This is a genomic window from Streptomyces sp. NPDC001410, from assembly GCF_042895235.1.
Lineage (GTDB): Bacteria > Actinomycetota > Actinomycetes > Streptomycetales > Streptomycetaceae > Streptomyces.
This window is the reverse complement of the sequence record NZ_JBIAWE010000018.1, coordinates 122,837-141,648: the sequence shown is the minus strand read 5'-3', so window position 1 is coordinate 141,648 and position 18,812 is coordinate 122,837. Positions and strand designations below refer to the sequence as shown.

The window sequence follows — 18,812 nt, the reverse complement described above, 5'->3', positions numbered from 1 at the left end:
GCCCGCGCCCGAGCAGAACGGCCGCCGACCGGAACCCCGGTCGGCGGCCGCACGTGTCGCGTGGTTCCCCGGCGTCAGACCGCCGTCGCCGGGTATGTCGGGTACTCGACGCCCGTGACGTGCTGGACGACCCGGACGACCTGGCAGGAGTAGCCGAACTCGTTGTCGTACCAGAGGTAGAGGATGGCGTTGTCGCCGTCGACCTTGGTCGCGCCGGCGTCGACGATCGAGGCGTGGCGCGAGCCGACGAAGTCCATGGAGACGGCGTCGGGAGCGGTGGTGAAGTCGATCTGGCGCTTCAGCGGCGAGTTCAGCGAGACGTCGCGGAGGTAGTCGAGGACCTCGTCGCGGGTGGTCTCACGGCCCAGGCGCAGGCTCAGGATGGCGATCGAGACGTCCGGGACGGGGACGCGGATCGAGCTGCCGGTGATCGGGGCCTTGAGGTCCGGCAGCGCCTTGGCGACGGCGGAGGCGGCACCGGTCTCGGTGATGACCATGTTGAGCGGCGCGGAGCGGCCGCGGCGGTCGGCCTTGTGGTAGTTGTCCAGCAGGTTCTGGTCGTTCGTGAACGAGTGGACGGTCTCCACGTGACCGCGCAGGACGCCGAATTCGTCGTCCATCGCCTTCAGCGGCGGGACGATCGCGTTGGTGGTGCAGGAGGCGCAGGACAGGATCTGCTCGTCCGGCTTGATCGTGTCGTGGTTGACGCCGTGGACGATGTTCGGGACGTCGCCCTTGCCCGGGGCGGTCAGGACGACCTTGTCGATACCGGGGCGCAGATGCTTGGAGAGGCCCTCGCGGTCGCGCCACTTGCCGGTGTTGTCGATGAGGATGGCGTCCTTGATGCCGTGCGCCGTGTAGTCGACCTCGGAGGGGTCGTTGGCGTAGATCACCTTGATCGCGTTGCCGTTGGCGACGATCGTGCTGGTCGCCTCGTCGACGGTGATGGTGCCGTTGAACTGGCCGTGGATCGAGTCGCGGCGCAGCAGCGAGGCGCGCTTGACGAGGTCCGCCTCACCGCCACCGCGGACGACGATGGCGCGCAGGCGCAGGCCGTTGCCGGAGCCGGCCTTCTCGATCAGCAGGCGGGCGACGAGGCGGCCGATGCGGCCGAAGCCGTACAGGACGACGTCGCGGCCGGCACCGCGCTCGATCTTGCCGGCACCCGTGGCGCCGGCGACGGCCTCGGCGGTGAACTCGGCCACCGACAGACCGCGGTCGTCGGTCCTGTACGTGGCGGCGAGCATGCCGATGTCGATCTGGGACGGACCGAGATCGAGGGTGGTGAGGGTCTGCAGGAAGGGCATGGTCTCGGTGACCGAGAGCTCCTCGCCGGCGATCTGCCGGGCGAAGCGGTGCGTCTTCAGGATGCTGACCACCGACTTGTTCACCAAGGAGCGGCTGTGCAGCAGGACTGTCACGTCCCGCTCGCGGTGCAGCTTCCCGATGATCGGGATCATCGACTCCGCGATCTCCTCGCGGTTCTTCCAGTTGGTGAACGAGTCGTCGTTGACAGTCACAGATCCATCTTTCGAGCTAGGCAGCGCTCAGATGATAACAACAACCGGTTCTGGGCTTTACGGGGGTCCTGAATCAGGGTGGAAGACCGTAAGAAAGCCGGGTCGCGGATTGCACGCCCGCACCGCCGTGACCATGGTCTGAGGGTGAGCACGTCCTCCGTACCCCGGCCCGAGCCGGCCGCCCCGTCCCGTCCCTTCCGCGGCCCCGCCCTGCCCCTCGTCGCCCGGCACCGGATCCCCGAAGGCGCCCTGCCGACCCTCGCGCTGTTCGCGGCGGTCCGGTCCGCCGGGATCCTCGTCGTGATCGTCGCCAACCACCTCACCGGACACCCGTTGGTCAGGAGCCTGGCCCACTCCTGGGACTCCCGCTGGTACCTGCACATCGCCACCCAGGGCTACGGGCACCTCATCTGGATCACCCCGAGCGGCGGGGTGCAGGCCGACTGGGCGTTCTTCCCGCTCTACCCCGGGCTCATCCGGGCCCTGACCACCGTCCTCCCGCTCACCCCCGGCCAGGCCGGGCTGTTCGTCGCCTGGGCCGCCGCGGGCGCGGCCGCCTACGGCATCTACGTCCTCGCCCACCACCTGTACGGACGTGCCGTCGCCACCGCCCTCGTCGGACTGTGGGCCGTCCTGCCGCACGCCGTCGAGCTGACCATCGCCTACACCGAGTCCCTCTTCGCCGCGCTCGCCGTCTGGTCCCTGTACTGCGTGCTCAAGGGCCGCTGGATGTGGGCCGGTTCGCTGGCCGCGCTGGCGGGTCTGTCCCGGCCGACCGGATTCGCGGTGGCCGCGGCCGTCGGCCTCGCCTCCGCGCAGGAGGTGCTGCGGCGGCGCGGCCGGGTGCCCGCGACCCTGTGGGCCGGCGCCCTGATCGCCCCGCTGGGCTGGCTCGCCTATGTCCTGTGGGTGGGGCAGCAGACCGGCGACCCGCTCGGGGGCTACTTCAAGATCCAGAGCGCCTGGGACTCGCGCTTCGACTTCGGCGCCGGTGCCCTGCGCTTCCTCAGAGCGCTGTTCCTGCACGGCGGCGGCTTCGTCTACCCGGCCGCCCTGATGATCGTCGCGGTCTCCGTCGTCCTCTTCGGGCTGCTCTGCCTGGATCGCGCCCCGCTCGCCCTGGTCGTCTTCGCGGGGGTGCTGGTGCTGCTGGTCGTCGGCGGCTCCGGCTCGTTCTCGTCCAAGCCCCGCTTCCTGCTGCCGGTCTTCCCCCTGTTGATCCCTCCGGCGCGTGCCCTCGCCCGCACCTGGCGGGTACGCCCCGCCCAGGCCTTGCTCGTCGGCGGCGCCCTGGCCGTCGTGTCCCTGCTGTACGGCGCCTACGTGACGGTGGTGGCCCACTCCCCGCTGTGAGCCACCGGGCGACCCGGGCACGGGCGGAAGCCGGCCGTCTTTCACGGGAAGAGTGGCTGCCACACCCGGAATCGGCTGGATCCGGGGTCGGTTCACCGAAAAGATCGTGCTGAGTCCCGACGAGAGAGGCGTGTTGATGAAGCTGCACACCCGTGAGTGGGGTGACGGGGACCGGATCGCCGTCCTGGTCCACGGGATCATGTCCGACCACAGGACCTGGCGCCGGGTCGCGCCGGCCCTGGCGGACAAGGGCTACCGGGTCATCGGCGTGGATCTGCGCGGGCACGGCGCGAGCGGTCGCGGGGAGTACGGCGCCGAGATCTGGGCCGACGATCTGGTGGAAACCCTCCCCAAGGGCCCGGAGTTGGCGATCGGCCACTCGCTCGGCGCCATGGCGCTGGCCCTGGCCGTCGAGCGCCTCGCACCGGACCGGGCCGTCTACTGTGACCCGGCCTGGGAGCTGGGCCAGAACGCCACCGCGGCCGCCTCCGCCTTCCCGACCTTCAAGAACGCGCCCCGTGCGATGATCACCGGCTTCAACCCGCGGTGGGAAGAGGCCGACGTGGAGATCGAATTGGCCACACTCGCCGTCTGGGACCCCGCGACCGCCCATGCGCTCCCCGACGCCTACGCGGTCAGCCGGACCCCGGCCCGCCCGGTGGTGCCCTCACTGGTCATGCTGGCCGACCCCAGTCGTCTCGTGTCCCCGGAGGCGGCGGGGGAGTTGGCGCGGAGGGGCTTCGAGATCCGCACCGTCCCGGGGGCGGGGCACACCCTCTACCGGGACGACTTCGAGGGGTTCATGTCGGCGCTGGACGGATGGATGTGAGCGTCCGTCCGCCGCTCGGGCGGCCGGCCCGGTACGGCTGAGCCGCACACCTGGGGAAATCCTCACCCGCCTTCCGGGGGTCTGCCGCAGTGCCCCGGGTGCCTGCCGCGTGATCGGCTGTGGGCACCGGAGTCGATCGAGGGCAGCCGAGGGGTGGCGGACAGGTGCGGTATCGGTGGGGGTGTGCGGCGTGGATCGTCGGTGTGGTGCAGTTCTTCGTCCTGCACGGCGTCGTCGAGTCGGCGTGGGCGGGGCCGTACAGCTGGGCGCGGAACAACATCAGTGATCTGGGCAACGCCCACTGCGCCTGGCAGCCGGACCCCGAACCGCGCTACGTCTGCTCGCCCGAGCACGCGCTGATGAACGTCTCGTTCGTCACCCTCGGTGTGCTGTTCGTCGCCGGTGTCCTGCTGACCGGTGCCCTGTGGCGGCGCGGCGCGGCCGCGACCGCCTCCCGGCTGCTGCTGGCGGGTGTCGGTGCCGGGTTCGTGCTGGCCGGGCTCGCGCCCGCGGACGTGCACGAGAACCAGCACGTCCTGGGCGCCCTGCTGATCATGGCGACCGGCAACGTCGGCCTGCTGCTTTCGGGAGCCGCTCTGGACGTGCCGCGTCCCCTACGCTGGGGGAGCGGACTGCTCGGCGCCCTGGCACTCACCGCCTTCGGGCTCTTCCTCTCCCGCCACTACCTCGGGCTCGGCATGGGCGGCATGGAACGCGTCGCGGCGTTCCCGCTGCTGGTGTGGGCGGCGGCCCTGGGCGCCCGGGGCCTGGCCGTGAGGGACGCTCGGTGACTATCGGTCTCAGAGCGGATGATCCCCCCTGAGGCGGGATCATCCCATAACGGTAAAATCTAGACGTTTACCTGACGGGCCACCGCCCATCCGGAAGTGATCGATGCCCCGCAAGCGCTCCACGGACGACGGCGACGAGCTGCTGGCCAGACTCGGCTCGCTCACCGCCCAGGCACGCGAGCGCGCGGAGCTGCAGCGCAGCCAGGTCGAGCTGGCCATCGCGCTGCAGCGCGGCATGCTGCCCCGGGACCTGCCCTCCGCCCCGGGCCTGCACCTCGCGGTGCGGTACGCGCCCGCCTGCTACGGCCTCAACGTGGGCGGCGACTGGTACGACGCCTTCGCCATGCCCGACGGCCGCATCGGGCTGTGCATCGGCGACGTACAGGGCCACAACATCGAGGCCGCCGCCTTCATGGGCCAGGTCCGGGCCGGGCTGCGCGCCCTCGCCTCGGTCACCGGCGAGCCGGGCGAACTCCTCGCCCGGACCAATGAGCTGCTGCTCTCCCTGGGCAGCGACCTGTTCGCCACCTGCACCTTCATGCGCCTCGACCCGGCCACGGGCGTCCTGGAGAGCGCGCGGGCCGGGCACATCCCCTTCATCTGGGCCACGGCGGACGGAAAGTCCGGCGTGGTGGACGACCGGGGCGGGCCCCCGCTCGGTATCGAGCCGGACATGGAGTACCCGGTGACCCGGCACCGGCTCACCACGGGCGGAGTGTTCGTGCTGCTCACCGACGGTGTCGTGGAGGGCCCGTCGCTGAGCATCGAGGACGGCCTCGACCAGGTGGTGCGGCTCGCGGGCATCGCGGCCGTCGCGGGGCTGGAGGCGCACGCGCTGGCCGCGGCCGTGATCAAGGGCGCGGACAGCGTGGGGCACGAGGACGACGCCGCCGTGCTCGTCGTGGGCCTCGACGGGCCGGGAGCGTGGCTCTCCGACCGCTGGGGCGCGCTGAGGCCAGGCTTTCAGCCATAGAGCGGGACCGGACGGCTCTCGCCTCGCCGACGGCGGGCCATCGGTGTGAGATTGCTGCTGTGGTGGGTTTCGAGGATCTGCGCCGACCGGGCGGCTACGCCGTCCGGGTGCTGGCCGTCGCGGCCTGCTACTACGGTGCGGCGCGGCTCGGGCTGCTGCGTCGGCTCGTCGTCGAGGGCTCCGTGTTCACCCCCATCTATCCGCCCACCGGCGTCGCCGTCGCCGCCCTGCTGATCTTCGGGCTGGGCTGCTGGCCCGGCGTCGCACTCGGGGCCCTCTTCACCATCCTGTACCTGACCACCCCCAGCCCCGACGTGCTCGGCTTCCTGGTCGGCAACACCGCCGCGCCCGTGTGTGCGGTGCTGCTGCTGCGCCGGGCCGGCTTCCGTATGGACCTCGGCCGGCTACGCGACGGCCTCTCCCTGGTGTTCCTCGGCGCGCTGACCGCCATGCTGATCAGCTCGACCATCGGCGTCGGCCTTCTCGTGCTCACGGGCAAGCTGGCCGAGCACAGTTTCTGGGCTGTCTGGCTGGCGTGGTGGGTGGGCGACGCGATGGGCGTCCTGATCGTCACCCCGCTCCTGCTGCTGCTGTTCAGGGCCCGCTGGCCGCCGCCGCTCGTGCGCTGGAAGGAGGCCACCGCACTGACGATCGTGGCGTTCTGCGTCGTACCGCTGGCCGCCTACAGCTCGATCAGCCTGCTCTTCCTCGTCTATCCGCTCATCATCTGGGCCGCCCTGCGCTTCGAGCTCGTGGGCAGCATGCTCTGCGCGCTCGTGACGTCCGTGCTGGCCACCATCGCCGCGACGGACGGCGTCGGGGCGTTCGCGGGGCTGACCCGGATCGAGGTCATGGCGAAACTCCAGGCCTTCAACGGGGCGATGGCTCTCACCGCGCTGCTGCTGTCGGCCGTCATCACCGAGCAGCGCAACACCCGCCGCTCCGTCGAACAGGCATGCCAGGAATTGGTGCAGGTCCTGGAACACCTCACCGCGGGCGAGCCCCGGCCACCCCACCCGCCTCCGCCACCCCACCCGCCTCCGAAACCCGACGACCGGCCGTGACCCGAGGCGTAGCCACCCCGGCCCGGCTTCGATTATTCACATTTGATTGAACAGTCCAGACTGATAAACCTATAGTTAGTAATCGTGGACGTGGACAACAGGGTGGAAAACAGGACCGGGAACGGCACCCGCCCCCCGAGCCCGCCGCAGGACAACACGGCGCTCGCCGCCGCGTTGCGGCTGGCCATGGGCCGGACCGTCCGCAGGCTGCGCCAGGCCCACGCCGTGGGGGACCTGACCCTCTCCGGCGTGTCCGTGCTGTCCCGGCTGGCCACCGCCGGACCGGACTCGCCCGGCTCGCTCGCCGAGCTGGAGCGCGTCCGCCCTCAGGCGATGGGCACCACGCTCACCGGACTCGAACAGCGCGGACTGGTCAGCCGTACCCCCGACGCGGCCGACGGGCGGCGGGCCATCGTGTCGATCACCGACGCGGGCCGCACCGTGCTGGAGGAGCGCCGCTCCGAGTCCGTGGCCCGGCTCGCCCGCGCCCTGGACGAGTTCACTCCGGAGGAACGCGACGCACTGCGCGCCACGCTGCCCCTCCTCGACAGGCTGGCGGAACAGCTGTGAGCGGGCAGGTGCCCGGCAGCGCCCCGGGCGGGTCCGCCGAGAGCCCGCGCGGCCGGCTGCGCGCCCGCACCGCCCGCCTCCGGGACACCCCGCCAGGACCCGGCTACAAGTGGGTCGCCCTGTCCAACACCACACTCGGCGTCCTGATCGCCACGATGGACGCCTCCATCGTGATCATCTCGCTGCCCGCGATCTTCCGCGGGATCGGCCTGGACCCGCTCGCCGCGGGCAACATCGGCTACCTGCTGTGGATGATCCTCGGCTATCTGCTGGTCTCGGCCGTGCTGGTCGTCGTCCTCGGCCGGCTCGGCGACATGTTCGGCCGGGTCCGCATCTACAACCTCGGCTTCCTGGTCTTCGCCTGTGCCTCCGTCGCGCTGTCCCTCGACCCGTTCCGGGCGGGAGCGGGTGCCCTGTGGCTGATCCTGTGGCGCATCGTGCAGGCCTTCGGCGGTTCCATGCTCACCGCCAACTCGGCCGCCATCCTCACCGACGCCTTCCCGGCCCGGCAGCGCGGCATGGCCCTCGGCATCAACCAGATCACCGCGCTCGCCGGGCAGTTCCTCGGCCTGCTCGCCGGCGGTCTGCTGGCGGCAGTCGACTGGCGTGCGGTCTTCTGGGTCAGCGTCCCGGTCAGTGTGACCGGCACGATCTGGTCGTACCTCAGCCTGCGCGAGACCGCGGCCGGCGGACGCGGCCGGATCGACTGGCTCGGCAACATCACCTTCGCCACGGGCGCCGGAATCCTCCTCGCCGGCATCACCTACGGCATCCAGCCCTACGGCGGCCACGCCACCGGATGGACCAACCCCTGGGTGCTCGCGGGCCTGATCGGCGGCGTCCTCCTGCTGCTCGGCTTCTGCGTGGCCGAGACCCGGGTCGCCGAGCCGATGTTCCGGCTGTCCCTGTTCCGGGTGCGGGCCTTCGCCGCGGGCAACCTGGCCGCCCTGCTGACCGCGATCGCCCGCGGAGGGCTGCAGTTCATGCTCATCATCTGGCTGCAGGGCATCTGGCTTCCGCTGCACGGCTACGACTTCGAGGACACCCCGCTGTGGGCCGGCATCTTCATGCTGCCGCTGACCCTCGGTTTCCTGATCGCCGGCCCCGTCTCCGGCTACCTCTCGGACCGGTTCGGCGCCCGCCTGTTCTCCACGGCCGGCCTGATCGTGGTCGCCGGCTCCTTCCTGGGCCTGCTGGCGCTCCCCGTGAACTTCACGTACGGCCCGTTCGCCGCGCTGCTGTTCCTCAACGGCTTCGGCCAGGGTATGTTCTCCGCGCCCAACACCTCGTCCGTGATGGGCAGCGTCCCCGCCCGCTACCGGGGCGTGGCCTCCGGAATGCGCTCCACCTTCCAGAACTCGGGCACCGCGCTGTCCATCGGCGTCTTCTTCTCGCTGATGGTCTCCGGGCTGGCCTCCTTGCTGCCGTCCACGCTCAGCAGCGGACTCCAGGCGCACGGCGTGCCCGCCGGCACCGCCCACGAGGTGGCCTCACTGCCCCCGGTCAGCACCCTCTTCGCGACCTTCCTGGGCAACAACCCCATCGGCCATCTGCTCGGTTCCGGGGACACCCTGGACCACCTGACGGCAGCCCAGCGCGCCACCCTGACCGGTCACACGTTCTTCCCGCAGCTGGTCTCCGGTCCCTTCCACCACGGCCTGACCGTCGTCTTCGGTGTCGCCGCCGGCATGGCCCTGGTCTCGGCCCTCGCCTCCGCCCTGCGCGGAGGCCACGAGCCCGTCGGCGACGACACCCCGAAGGGCTCCTATCCGGCGTACGCCCGCAAGGGGTAGTGGTCCGAGAGGTTCGTGTACGTGTACGACGTCCCCCAGCTGGTCACCGTCCAGGGCGCCGACTGCTCCTTGACGACCTCGTTGCGCCACCCCGACGGGCGGGCGTGACCGGCGCGGGCGAGGACGTAGTCGAGGTCCTCGCGCGGGTCGTTCGGGTAGCGGTCGTGGGCGATGGAGTTCTCCTGGGTGTCGAAGGAGTACGGGTGCCCGGTGCGCGCGTCGGCGCCGACGACACCGGCGTCGGAGAGCATCGACGCGTACTCGCCGCTGCGTGAGTCGACGTTGAGGTCGCCCGCGAGCAGCACTTCCTCGTCGGCGGGGATGTTCTTGGCGTCCAGGAACGCGTCGATGGCCTTGAACTGCCGGCTGCGCATCGCCGCCGCCTCACCCGCACCGCACCCGGGATCCGTGGACTGCGCGTGCGTGCCGACCACGTGCACCTCGGTGCCGTTCACGTCCAGGACGACGTACGCGAAGCCCTTGTTGGACCACCAGTCCGCGCCGCACGCGTCCTTGTAGACGTACTGCTCCTTGTGCACGATCGGCCACTTGCTCAGCACGGTGACCCCGCCGTCCTCGGGCGTGGTGGACGAGTACGCGCCTCCTGTCGCGTCCCAGCCGTCCTTGCTGCGGCCCACCACCGGTGTCTGGTACGGGTATTCGGCCGCGGCCGCGCTCTTCAGCGCGTTCGAGGCGGAGTTGTCGAACGCCTCCTGGAGGACGACCACGTCGTTGCCGTGGAAGAAGGCCGTCTTCGGGATCTCCGCGGCCCGGTGGTCCTGGCCCCAGTTCGGGTACAGGTTCTTGCTCATGAGGAAGACGTTGTACGTCAGGACCTTCAGCGCCGGTGCCTGCCCGGCTGCCGACGCGGGTGCGGAACCGGCGAGCGCCGCCGCGGGCAGGGCGAGGGCGAGCACGGCCGCGCCGAGGGCACGGCGAGGTGCGAAGAGCGTCACTGGATCTCCCTGTGGGTGAAGGGGGGTTGAGTGGCGCCGCACATCAAATCACCTGGGATTACCCATAGGTAACACCCATGCGGGCAACAGATGGCACACAGGGGAGGAGGTGGGGAGTCCGGTTGGGCGGAGACCGCGACCTCGTCGAGTGAGGGGTGTCCCACCGGGGCAGCCCCAGCACGACCAGCAGCCCGAGGGCCGGGATGATCGTGCCCGGGAGCGCCGCCGCCTGCCACAGCTGCCCCTCGGAGGCCCAAGCGGACAGCCGACGGCCGTGCGAAGGGCTCCGGGGGCAGGGGGGAGTGGCCGAGCGGGTTACGAGGCGGAGCGGAGGCCGCTCTCGCCGTCGCCCTGGTCGGGCTGGCAGGTGCGGCACAGTTCGTGATCCCCGTCGCGGGTGACGACGGTTCCCCATCCGAGGCACTGCGTGCAGTCGCGGGCGAGACGCACGTCGGGGTGGGGAGAGGGGAAGGGGCTGTGGTGGGCTCCGTAAGCCATACGGGAAGCGGCTCCTTGATTTCGCGGGGTCGCGGGCCGGATAGCTTCGATTATGTCCTATTTTTCCCCTATGTCAGTGACGGGTGTCACTGCGTGCCACCTTTCAGCCCAGATTTCCCAGCCGAGCGTCCCGCCACAGGTCCACACCACCGTCGGTGGCGTACTTGTCGATCTCGGCCAGTTCCTCGGCGCTGAAGTCGAGGTTCTCCAGCGCGACCACGTTCTGCTCCAGCTGCTCGACCCGGGACGCGCCGATGACCAGCGAGGTGACCCGCTCGTCCCGCAGTGCCCAGGCCAGCGCCATCTGGGCCAGGGTCTGCCCGCGCCGGGCGGCGATGTCGTTCAGGGAGCGCAGCCGCTGCCGCATGTCGTCGGTCAGCCACGCCGGGTCGAACGACGTGCCGGCCGCGGCCCGCGACCCCTCGGGCACGCCTTCGAGGTAGCGGCCGGTCAGCAGGCCCTGGGCGAGCGCCGTGAACCCGATGACGCCGAAGCCCTCCTCCTCGGCCGCGTCCAGCAGGCCGTCGGTCTCGATCCAGCGGTTGACCATGCTGTACGACGGCTGGTGGATCAGCAGCGGGGTGCCCAGCTCGCGCAGGATCGCGACCGCCTGCCGACTGCGCTCGGCGTCGTAGGAGGAGATGCCGACGTACAGGGCCTTGCCCTGGCGGACGGCCGTGTCGAGCGCGCCCATCGTCTCCTCCAGTGGCGTGCTCGCGTCCAGCCGGTGTGAGTAGAAGATGTCCACGTAGTCCAGGCCCATGCGGCGCAGCGACTGGTCCAGCGAGGCCAGCACGTACTTGCGGGAGCCGCCGCCCTGTCCGTAGGGGCCGGGCCACATGTCCCAGCCGGCCTTGGTGGAGACCACCAGCTCGTCCCGGTACGGCGCGAGGTCCTGCTTCAACAGCCGGCCGAAGTTGATCTCGGCCGCCCCGTACGGCGGACCGTAGTTGTTGGCCAGGTCGTGGTGGGTGATCCCGAGGTCGAAGGCGCGCAGGGCGATCTCGCGCTGGGTCTCGAAGGGGCGGTCGTCGCCGAAGTTGTGCCAGTAGCCCAGCGACAGGAGCGGGAGGTCCAGTCCCGAGCGGCCGGTGCGGCGGTAGCGCATGGTGCCGTTGTAGCGATCGGGGTCCGCGACGTGGTTCATCGGGTCGTCTCCGGGTGGTGCCGTAGGGGTGCCCATTGTGTGCGAAGGTGCTTGTCCACCCTGCGCCTTCATGATTCGTAAGTCCAACCGCTGCCTCGCATGGCATTGAGCGGTCCGGTTTCTGAATCGGGCACGGTACGGCCGCGCTGTTCGATCCTACGAACTTTTCCCGAGACGGGTTACCAGCCTCCTCCGTATTTGATAGGAAACTTTCCTACCAGTGCCGTACGAACCAACTTCCCACCCCCCACCCCTACTTGGAGTCCTAGTGGAGCACACAGAGCGCGAATCGGCAGTCTCCGCCCGTCTCTCCCGCCGGACCGTCGTCGCCGTCCTCGGCGCCGTCGCCTCCGGCGCCCTGCTCGGCGTCGAGCGCGTCGCGGCGGCACCGGCTGCCGCGCCCGGCCTCGACGACCCGGCGAAGAAGGAGACAGCCATGCAGCTGGTCTCCAGCGCGGAGAACTCCTCGCTCGACTGGAAGGCCCAGTACAAGTACATCGAGGACATCGACGACGGCCGCGGCTACACCGCCGGCATCATCGGCTTCTGCTCCGGCACCGGCGACATGCTCGACCTCGTCCAGCTCTACACCGACCGCAAGCCCGGCAACGTCCTGGCCAAGTACCTGCCGGCCCTGCGCCGGGTCAACGGCAGCGACTCGCACAGCGGCCTGGACCCCAACTACCCCAAGGACTGGCGCAAGGCCGCCCAGGACTCCGCGTTCCAGCAGGCGCAGAACGACGAACGCGACCGCGTCTACTTCAACCCCGCGGTCGCCCAGGGCAAGGCGGACGGGCTGCGCGCCCTCGGCCAGTTCACCTACTACGACGCCATCGTGATGCACGGCGACGGCGACGACCCCACCAGCTTCCGCAACATCCGCAAGCGAGCCCTGCGCAGCGCCAAGCCGCCGGCGCAGGGCGGGAACGAGACGACGTATCTCAACGCCTTCCTCGACGCCCGGGTGTGGGCCATGAAGCAGGAGGAGGCGCACAGCGACACCAGCAGGGTCGACACCGAACAGCGGGTCTTCCTGCGCAAGGGCAACCTCGACCTGAACACCCCGCTGGACTGGAAGGTGTACGGGGACAGCTACCACATCGGCTGACGGCCTAGGCCGGACGCGGCAGGTCCACGGCACCGGCCACCGGAAGCGTCGCTTCCAGTGCCGTGGCCTGCCGTGCTGTGAGGCGCTGGACCACGGCGATCGCCAGGGCACCCGCGGCCAGGTTCAGGGCTATGGACACGAGGAGGAGGGCGAGCGAAGTCCCTCGTTCCACCCGGGTGCCCACGGTGACGACCAGCGCGTGCCCGACCCAGGTCGCCCACCAGACGTTCACCAGCACCCGGTCCCGCCCCTCGGGCGTTCCGGGTCCGCTCGCCCGCTGCACGTCGAGGACCAGCCCGCGCGGAGCCCAGAGGTTCAGCACCGGGATCAGCCAGGCGGCCACGGCCCAGGCGGCGGATCCGCGGACGGTCCCGGGGGAGAGGAGGACGGCGTTGCGCCGGCAGCGGCTGAACCACACCAGGAACAGCACGATCGCGGCCGTCATCACGTACACGTGCACCATCGAGGCGCGCCCCGACGCGCTCAGGGACGTGTCCCGCGGATGAAGGAGGTTCGCTCGTACGGTCACCGCCCGGTAGGCGTCCGTCGCGACAGCCGCGGCCACGGCGGCCTGGGCGCAACGGGCAAGCGGCCATGGGGCCTTGACGATGGGTGCGGACACGGTGGGACACCTGTCTGTCGGAGGCGGCACGCGGGCGCGTGCGCGGTGGCGGTCGGGTCGGAAGATCGGCGGACCGGATCATAGGGCAGACGGCCCAGGTCCGCTCCCCGGGTCGGTGGCGCACTCGCCTGCCCGACCCCTGACGAGGAAAGATGGGGCCCGAGCCATCGATCACACCGATGCGGAGGAGCGGACTCATGCCGCACGAGCGAGCCGGCCGGCCGGCCGGTCCCGAGGACCTTGTCGACGTGGCCCGGCTGGTCACGGCGTACTACGCGCTGCACCCCGACCCCACCGACCCGGGGCAACGGGTGGCATTCGGCACCTCGGGGCACCGGGGTTCGTCCCTGGCGACCGCCTTCAACGAGGACCACATCGCCGCCACCAGCCAGGCCATCTGCGAGTACCGCGCCGCCGAGGGCGTGGACGGGCCCCTGTTCCTCGGCGCCGACACGCACGCCCTGTCCGAACCCGCGAAGGTCACCGCCCTGGAGGTGTTCGCGGCGGGCGGCGTGACCGTGCTCATCGACAGCGCGGACGGTTACACCCCCACGCCCGCGATCTCGCACGCGATCCTCACCCACAACCGGGGCCGCACCTCAGGCCTCGCCGACGGCGTGGTGGTCACCCCCTCGCACAACCCGCCCGCCGACGGCGGCTTCAAGTACAACCCGCCCAGCGGCGGCCCGGCGGCCTCCGAGGCGACCTCCTGGATCCAGGACCGGGCCAACCAGATCATCGCCGGCGGCCTGAAGGACGTACAGCGCCTGCCCTACACCCGTGCGCTCGCGGCCGACACGACCCAGAGGTACGACTTCCTCGGCGCCTACGTCGGGGACCTGCCGAACGTCCTCGACCTCGACGCGATCCGCGCGGCCGGCGTGCGCATCGGCGCGGACCCGCTCGGCGGAGCGTCCGTGGCCTACTGGGGCCGGATCGCCGAGGAGCACGGCATCGACCTGACCGTGGTCAACCCGCACACCGACCCCACCTGGCGGTTCATGACGCTGGACTGGGACGGCCAGATCCGCATGGACTGCTCCTCGCCCTACGCGATGGCTTCCCTCATCGAGCAGCGCGACCGCTTCCGCATCGCCACCGGCAACGACGCCGACGCCGACCGGCACGGCATCGTCACCCCCGACGCGGGCCTGATGAACCCCAACCACTACCTCGCGGTCGCGATCTCCTACCTCTACCGGCACCGCGAGCAGTGGCCCGCCGACGCGGGAGTAGGCAAGACGCTCGTCTCCTCCACGATGATCGACCGCGTCGCCGCCGACCTGAACCGTCAACTGGTCGAGGTGCCCGTCGGGTTCAAGTGGTTCGTGGACGGACTGGCCGGCGGCACCATCGGGTTCGGCGGCGAGGAATCGGCCGGCGCGTCCTTCCTGCGCCGCGACGGCTCGGTGTGGACCACCGACAAGGACGGCATCCTCCTCGCGCTGCTCGCCTCCGAGATCACGGCGGTCACGGACAGGACGCCGTCCGAGCACTACGCCGACCTGACCGCCCGCTTCGGCGAACCCGCCTACGCCCGCATCGACGCCCCCGCCACACGCGAGCAGAAGGCGCTGCTGGCGAAGCTGTCCCCGGCCCAGGTCACCGCCGACACCCTCGCCGGAGAGGCGGTCACCGGCGTCCTCACCGAGGCACCGGGCAACGGCGCCGCCATCGGCGGGATCAAGGTCACCACCGCCAACGCCTGGTTCGCGGCCCGCCCTTCGGGCACCGAGGACGTCTACAAGGTCTACGCCGAGTCGTTCCTCGGCCCCGACCACCTCGCCCGGGTGCAGGAGGAGGCCAAGGGCGTGGTCCTGACCGCGCTCGGCGGCTGAGCCCCCAGGGCCGTACGACGACGACACGACGACGACACGACGGCCTCCGCGACCGGTGCGACCGATGCGACCGGTGCGCGGAGGCCGATACCGCCGATCCTGCGTCTGCTCAGCCGCGTCCGCGACCCCGCTCCAGCCGGTCCAGCACGGCCTGTGCCATGGCGGCCTCGCCCTTGGCGTTGGGGTGTGCGGGGGCCGCGGGCGAGGCCGGCTGCAGCGGCTCGATCCAGCGGTCCGCGGGCGCCTTGCACATGTCGTGGCCGACCGTGGGGCCGTAGGTGTCGACGTACTCGGCCCGGTTCCACGCGGCGACCAGACGCAGCATCAGGTTCAGCCGCTTCTCGGTGTCCCGCAGATAGGGGAAGTCCCGCTGCGCGAACGGCACCGAGGGGAAGCAGCCGCTGCCGTCGTCCGGCAGCAGGTCCGGATAGCCGACGAGGACCACCCGCGCGTGCGGCGCCCGGGCGTGCACGGCCCGCAGCACCCGGTCGATCTTCGGCGCGGTCTCCAGGACGGTGAGCGCCAACTGGTCGTAGCCCCCGGCCCTGTACGAGCGCTCGCAGGGGTTGCCCGTCGGGTCCTGGGCGCCGAGGCGGGCACAGGTGCCGATGATCGAGCCGAAACCGACGTCGTTGCCGCCGATCTGCACCGTCACCAGGTCGGTGTCCCGTCCCAGCGCGTCGAGCTGGGGTGCGTTGGTGCCCTGCGGCTTCCACATCTCGTTCGTCGTGGCCCCGGCGCAGCTCACGTCCTTGAACACGGTCGCCTCGCGCTGCGCGGCCACGAGCGAGGGGTAGTTGTGGTCGGAGCGGGCGCAGTTGGCGTCCGTCTGGCGCGGGATGAGCGGGCCCGAGGTGTAGGAGTCCCCGAGGGAGACGTAGGTGAGATCGCGGCCGTGTGCCGCCGCGGGCACCGTCGACGCGGCGACGAGGGCGCAGCCCCCCAGCGCCGCCCCCAGCACGGCGGTTCGCCGCCGGCCTCTCGCCCCGTCCGTCACATGCGTGTCGTTCGCCATGGATTCCTCCCCCTGAGGACGTGACATCGCACGGCCCCGCCGTAAGGGCGGTCCGCGCGTTCAACTGGGTCTGTATACCGTCCGGTAGGTCTCACGGACCAGAAGCGGGAAGCAACATTCGCGCCGGGTAGGGGGGTGAGTGCGGCGTGGGTGTGGCGGCATGGCGGCGCAGTTGCGCGCCGCCGACCGTGACCCCGCGGCGGTCCTCAGGCTCGGCGACCTGTCCGCCCACCGCGACTTCGTGGACGTACGCGACCTCGCCCGGGCGGTCGCCCTCGCGGCCATCGCTCCCGGTCCGCTCCCGCCCGTGCTCAACGTCGGCGGCGGACGGGCCGTGCCGGTACGGGAGTTGGTGCGGGGCCTGGCCCGGCGGGCGGACTTCCGGGGGCGGCTGGAGGAAAACGTCGATCGCACGGCCGGTTCGGCCCGCTCCGCCCGGGTGTCGTGGCAGTGCTCCGGCATCACGGCCGCCGACCGCGCCCCCGGCCGGCGGCCCGTCCACGGGCTGGACGACGCCCTCGACGCCCTGTGGGCGGCCACGGCCGAGAACGGGCAGGTGCCATGAGCCTGTTGATACCGCTGTACGTGCACCCGGCCGAGGACCCCGGCGCCTGGCGCCGGCTGATCACCCCGGCCGCCCGCACCCACGCGGTCGTGCTCAACCCCGCCAACGGACCGGGCGCCGCTCCCGACCCCGCCTTCACGGCGGCAGCCCGGGCGCTCCGAGCGGCGGGCGCCCGTCTGCTCGGGTACGTCGACACCGACTACGGCGTCCGGGACCGTGCCGAGGTCGTCGAGGACGTGCGCCGGCACCAAAAGTGGTACGCGGTCGAGGGCTGTTTCCTCGACCGCGTCACCGCGACCGCGGAGGGCCTGCCGGCCTGCCGGCGCCTGGTCCGGGAGTTACGACGCCTCGGCGCGGGGACGGTCGTCCTCACCCCGGGGGTGCACCCGGCCTCCGGCTACATCCGTCTCGCCGACCTGACCGTCACCTTCGAGGGTCCCTGGCCCACGTACGTCTCGGCGTTCACCCGGCCCGTCTGGACGGCACGCCACCCGCCGGAGCGGTTCTGCCACCTCGTCCACGGCGTACCCGAGGCCCTGGTCCCGCTCGCCGTCCGCACCGCGCACGAGCGAGGCGCGGCGGTCTGCGGACCGGTCACGGGCGAACCTCCCGACCCCTGGGCCGAGTTGACGCCGGCGTCAACCGGGGCGGTGGGATGACCAGCGGAGACGGTGTGGAAAGCTGCGAGGGTCCGCACCAGCGCAACGGAGGAGAGCCACCGGCATGGCCATCATCCACCACACCACCGTGAAGCCGACCAAGGTCGAACTCCTCGCCACCTGGCTGCCCACCCGGCCCTGGTACCGAGGCGGTCCGGACGCCCCCGTGCTGACGAAGTCCGGCGGCTTCCGGCTGGACGACCCGGAGGGCGAGGTCGGGATCGAGCTCATGGTGGCCACCGACACCTCCACCCCCGAGTCGACCGCCTACCTGGTCCCGCTCACCTATCGCGGCGCGCCACTGGAGGGGGCGGAGCACGCGCTCGTCGGCACGATGGAGCACGGCGTGCTGGGCAAGCGCTGGGCCTACGACGGCTGCCACGACCCGGTGCTGGTCACCGAACTGCTCTCGCTGATCGAGGGCAAGGCGCAGGCGATGGCCCAGTCCATCAGCGACACCCCCGACCGCGAGGTGACCCGCTCCTACGAGGGCGAGCCGTTCTCCCTGGATGACTTCACCCCGCGGCCCACCGACGACGAGCAGGGCACCCACCTTTCCGCACCGCACGGCACGACCCTCCACCTCCACCGCGTCCTGCAGCCCGTCCCCGACAACCCGCCGCTGCCCGCGCAGGGAGTGCTCGGCCATGTCGCGAGCGGCTGGCCGGGACCGGACGGCACCCGGCTGCGGGCGGTGTTCATGGTCCTGGACACCCACTGATCCCACCGCCTTCGGGGAGATCGACATGCCGGGGGCCGGCGGCCGGGGTGTAGTGGGGCGGAGGAAGGTGAGCCCATGCCCGGACGCCCCGGCCGCCCCGATCCGCTCCCGAAGGCGCTCCTCGTCGTGACCGCCGCCACGGGCATGGTCGACGCGGTGGCCTACCTGGGGCTCGGGCAGGTCTTCACCGCCTTCATGACCGGCAACATCCTCTTCCTCGGCTTCTCCCTCGCCGGCGCGGCAGGGCTCTCGCCGATCGGATCCGGTACGGCGCTCACGGCGTTCAGCGTCGGCGCCGTCGCCGGCAGCCGTCTGGGCGCCGCCACATCCGAGCGGCGCCGCCGCTGGCTGCTCACCTCGGCCGCCGCCGCGGCCACCCTTCTCGTGGCAGCGGCGCTGACCGCGATCGGCCTGCGCCCCGTCGGCCAGGACCCCGAACCACGCCACTACGCCGTGACCGCGCTGACGGCGCTGGCCATGGGGCTGCGCAGCGCGACGATGTGGCGCCTCGGAGCGGTCCTGAACACCACGCTCGTCACCGGCACCCTCATCACCCTGATCAGACGGTCGCCCCTGGGCGGCGGAACCGGAGACAGCGCCCAGCGCTACCGCGTCGGCGGCCTGCTGGCGGTCCTGGTGGGCGCGGTCATCGGCGCCCTGCTGCTGCGGGTGAGCATGACCGTGGTCCTGCTGCTCGCCGCGGCGGGCGTGTTCTCCGGCATCGGGGGATACGTGGCGCATCCGGCGTCGCGGTCCTGACCCTCACCGCACCACCGCACGGCATCAGGAG

The 18,812-nt window shown here is 71.4% G+C and carries 18 protein-coding genes and 1 pseudogene; 13 read left to right on the top strand and 6 right to left on the bottom strand.

From position 1 onward, the window contains the following. Positions 1-74 precede the first annotated feature (74 nt). Entirely contained in the window at positions 75-1,520 is a 1,446-nt protein-coding gene (locus ACFY3C_RS34080) for a glyceraldehyde-3-phosphate dehydrogenase (RefSeq protein WP_386578782.1), read from the bottom strand. Positions 1,521-1,664: 144 nt separating this feature from the next. On the opposite strand from ACFY3C_RS34080, the gene ACFY3C_RS34075 reads away from it, so the two are divergent. From ACFY3C_RS34075 to ACFY3C_RS34045, 7 genes are all read left to right on the top strand, one after another. Then, on the top strand, positions 1,665-2,873 hold the full coding sequence (locus ACFY3C_RS34075; protein WP_390773539.1) for a hypothetical protein: 1,209 nt from the start codon (positions 1,665-1,667) through the stop codon (positions 2,871-2,873). Between the two features lie 136 nt (positions 2,874-3,009). Beyond that, a complete protein-coding gene (locus ACFY3C_RS34070) occupies positions 3,010-3,702 on the top strand; it encodes an alpha/beta fold hydrolase (protein ID WP_390773538.1) in 693 nt (230 codons plus the stop codon). Between the two features lie 206 nt (positions 3,703-3,908). Continuing rightward, positions 3,909-4,493, top strand: coding sequence for a DUF998 domain-containing protein (locus ACFY3C_RS34065; protein WP_390773537.1), 585 nt, complete (start codon positions 3,909-3,911; stop codon positions 4,491-4,493). Positions 4,494-4,596: 103 nt separating this feature from the next. Then, positions 4,597-5,466, top strand: coding sequence for a PP2C family protein-serine/threonine phosphatase (locus ACFY3C_RS34060; protein ID WP_390773536.1), 870 nt, complete (start codon positions 4,597-4,599; stop codon positions 5,464-5,466). Between the two features lie 59 nt (positions 5,467-5,525). Next, on the top strand, positions 5,526-6,530 hold the full coding sequence (locus tag ACFY3C_RS34055; RefSeq protein ID WP_390773535.1) for an MASE1 domain-containing protein: 1,005 nt from the start codon (positions 5,526-5,528) through the stop codon (positions 6,528-6,530). Between the two features lie 84 nt (positions 6,531-6,614). Further along, positions 6,615-7,100: a MarR family winged helix-turn-helix transcriptional regulator gene (locus ACFY3C_RS34050; RefSeq protein WP_390773534.1), complete on the top strand. Its 486-nt coding sequence runs from the start codon at positions 6,615-6,617 to the stop codon at positions 7,098-7,100. Between the two features lie 155 nt (positions 7,101-7,255). After that, positions 7,256-8,893, top strand: coding sequence for an MFS transporter (locus ACFY3C_RS34045; protein ID WP_390773599.1), 1,638 nt, complete (start codon positions 7,256-7,258; stop codon positions 8,891-8,893). Here ACFY3C_RS34045 and sph read toward each other — a convergent pair. The 3 genes from sph to mgrA form a co-directional block, all read right to left on the bottom strand. Then, on the bottom strand, positions 8,866-9,849 hold the full coding sequence (gene sph, locus ACFY3C_RS34040; protein WP_390773533.1) for a sphingomyelin phosphodiesterase: 984 nt from the start codon (positions 9,847-9,849) through the stop codon (positions 8,866-8,868). The two genes, ACFY3C_RS34045 and sph, sit on opposite strands and share 28 nt — an antisense overlap. Before the next feature lie 315 nt (positions 9,850-10,164). Next, entirely contained in the window at positions 10,165-10,347 is a 183-nt protein-coding gene (locus tag ACFY3C_RS34035; protein ID WP_386578774.1) for a hypothetical protein, read from the bottom strand. A 103-nt stretch (positions 10,348-10,450) separates the two neighbouring features. After that, positions 10,451-11,494 carry an L-glyceraldehyde 3-phosphate reductase gene (mgrA, locus tag ACFY3C_RS34030; RefSeq protein ID WP_386578773.1) on the bottom strand — a complete coding sequence of 348 codons (1,044 nt, stop codon included), beginning with the start codon at positions 11,492-11,494 and terminating at the stop codon, positions 10,451-10,453. A gap of 268 nt (positions 11,495-11,762) precedes the next feature. Here mgrA and ACFY3C_RS34025 point away from each other — a divergent pair, with 268 nt between their 5' ends. Then, entirely contained in the window at positions 11,763-12,602 is an 840-nt protein-coding gene (locus tag ACFY3C_RS34025) for a chitosanase (protein ID WP_386578772.1), read from the top strand. 4 nt (positions 12,603-12,606) lie between these two features. Here the strand turns inward: ACFY3C_RS34025 and ACFY3C_RS34020 are convergent, their stop codons facing one another. Beyond that, positions 12,607-13,224, bottom strand: a complete 618-nt coding sequence (locus tag ACFY3C_RS34020) for a DUF4328 domain-containing protein (protein WP_390773532.1) — start codon at positions 13,222-13,224, stop codon at positions 12,607-12,609. A gap of 197 nt (positions 13,225-13,421) precedes the next feature. Between ACFY3C_RS34020 and pgm the strand changes: the two genes are divergently transcribed. Then, entirely contained in the window at positions 13,422-15,062 is a 1,641-nt protein-coding gene (pgm, locus tag ACFY3C_RS34015; RefSeq protein WP_390773531.1) for a phosphoglucomutase (alpha-D-glucose-1,6-bisphosphate-dependent), read from the top strand. A 109-nt stretch (positions 15,063-15,171) separates the two neighbouring features. Here pgm and ACFY3C_RS34010 read toward each other — a convergent pair whose 3' ends face one another. After that, positions 15,172-16,077 (bottom strand): SGNH/GDSL hydrolase family protein, encoded by a 906-nt coding sequence (locus ACFY3C_RS34010; RefSeq protein WP_386578769.1) that lies wholly within the window; start codon positions 16,075-16,077, stop codon positions 15,172-15,174. A gap of 154 nt (positions 16,078-16,231) precedes the next feature. On the opposite strand from ACFY3C_RS34010, the pseudogene ACFY3C_RS34005 reads away from it, so the two are divergent. The 4 genes and pseudogenes from ACFY3C_RS34005 to ACFY3C_RS33990 form a co-directional block, all read left to right on the top strand. Next, positions 16,232-16,642, top strand: a pseudogene (locus tag ACFY3C_RS34005) (NAD-dependent epimerase/dehydratase family protein); the annotation flags it as partial. Next, the gene (locus ACFY3C_RS34000; RefSeq protein WP_390773530.1) at positions 16,639-17,301 is read left to right on the top strand and encodes a spherulation-specific family 4 protein; all 663 of its coding nucleotides are present in this window, start codon (positions 16,639-16,641) and stop codon (positions 17,299-17,301) included. The pseudogene ACFY3C_RS34005 and the gene ACFY3C_RS34000, both read left to right, overlap by 4 nt. A 64-nt stretch (positions 17,302-17,365) precedes the next feature. Then, a complete protein-coding gene (locus ACFY3C_RS33995; protein ID WP_390773529.1) occupies positions 17,366-18,022 on the top strand; it encodes a 1,4-alpha-glucan branching protein in 657 nt (218 codons plus the stop codon). A gap of 75 nt (positions 18,023-18,097) precedes the next feature. Continuing rightward, a complete protein-coding gene (locus ACFY3C_RS33990; protein WP_390773528.1) occupies positions 18,098-18,781 on the top strand; it encodes a YoaK family protein in 684 nt (227 codons plus the stop codon). Positions 18,782-18,812: the final 31 nt, after the last annotated feature.

Bases quoted from the DNA above. Each gene is read 5' to 3' on its own strand.
- ACFY3C_RS34070 (WP_390773538.1), top strand. From the start codon at position 3,010: ATGAAGCTGCACACCCGTGAGTGGGGTGACGGGGACCGGATCGCCGTC.
- ACFY3C_RS34060 (WP_390773536.1), top strand. From the start codon at position 4,597: ATGCCCCGCAAGCGCTCCACGGACGACGGCGACGAGCTGCTGGCCAGA.
- ACFY3C_RS34045 (WP_390773599.1), top strand. From the start codon at position 7,256: ATGGACGCCTCCATCGTGATCATCTCGCTGCCCGCGATCTTCCGCGGG.
- ACFY3C_RS34035 (WP_386578774.1), bottom strand. From the start codon at position 10,347: ATGGCTTACGGAGCCCACCACAGCCCCTTCCCCTCTCCCCACCCCGAC.
- mgrA (WP_386578773.1), bottom strand. From the start codon at position 11,494: ATGAACCACGTCGCGGACCCCGATCGCTACAACGGCACCATGCGCTAC.
- pgm (WP_390773531.1), top strand. From the start codon at position 13,422: ATGCCGCACGAGCGAGCCGGCCGGCCGGCCGGTCCCGAGGACCTTGTC.
- ACFY3C_RS34010 (WP_386578769.1), bottom strand. From the start codon at position 16,077: ATGGCGAACGACACGCATGTGACGGACGGGGCGAGAGGCCGGCGGCGA.
- ACFY3C_RS34000 (WP_390773530.1), top strand. From the start codon at position 16,639: ATGAGCCTGTTGATACCGCTGTACGTGCACCCGGCCGAGGACCCCGGC.
- ACFY3C_RS33995 (WP_390773529.1), top strand. From the start codon at position 17,366: ATGGCCATCATCCACCACACCACCGTGAAGCCGACCAAGGTCGAACTC.
- ACFY3C_RS33990 (WP_390773528.1), top strand. From the start codon at position 18,098: ATGCCCGGACGCCCCGGCCGCCCCGATCCGCTCCCGAAGGCGCTCCTC.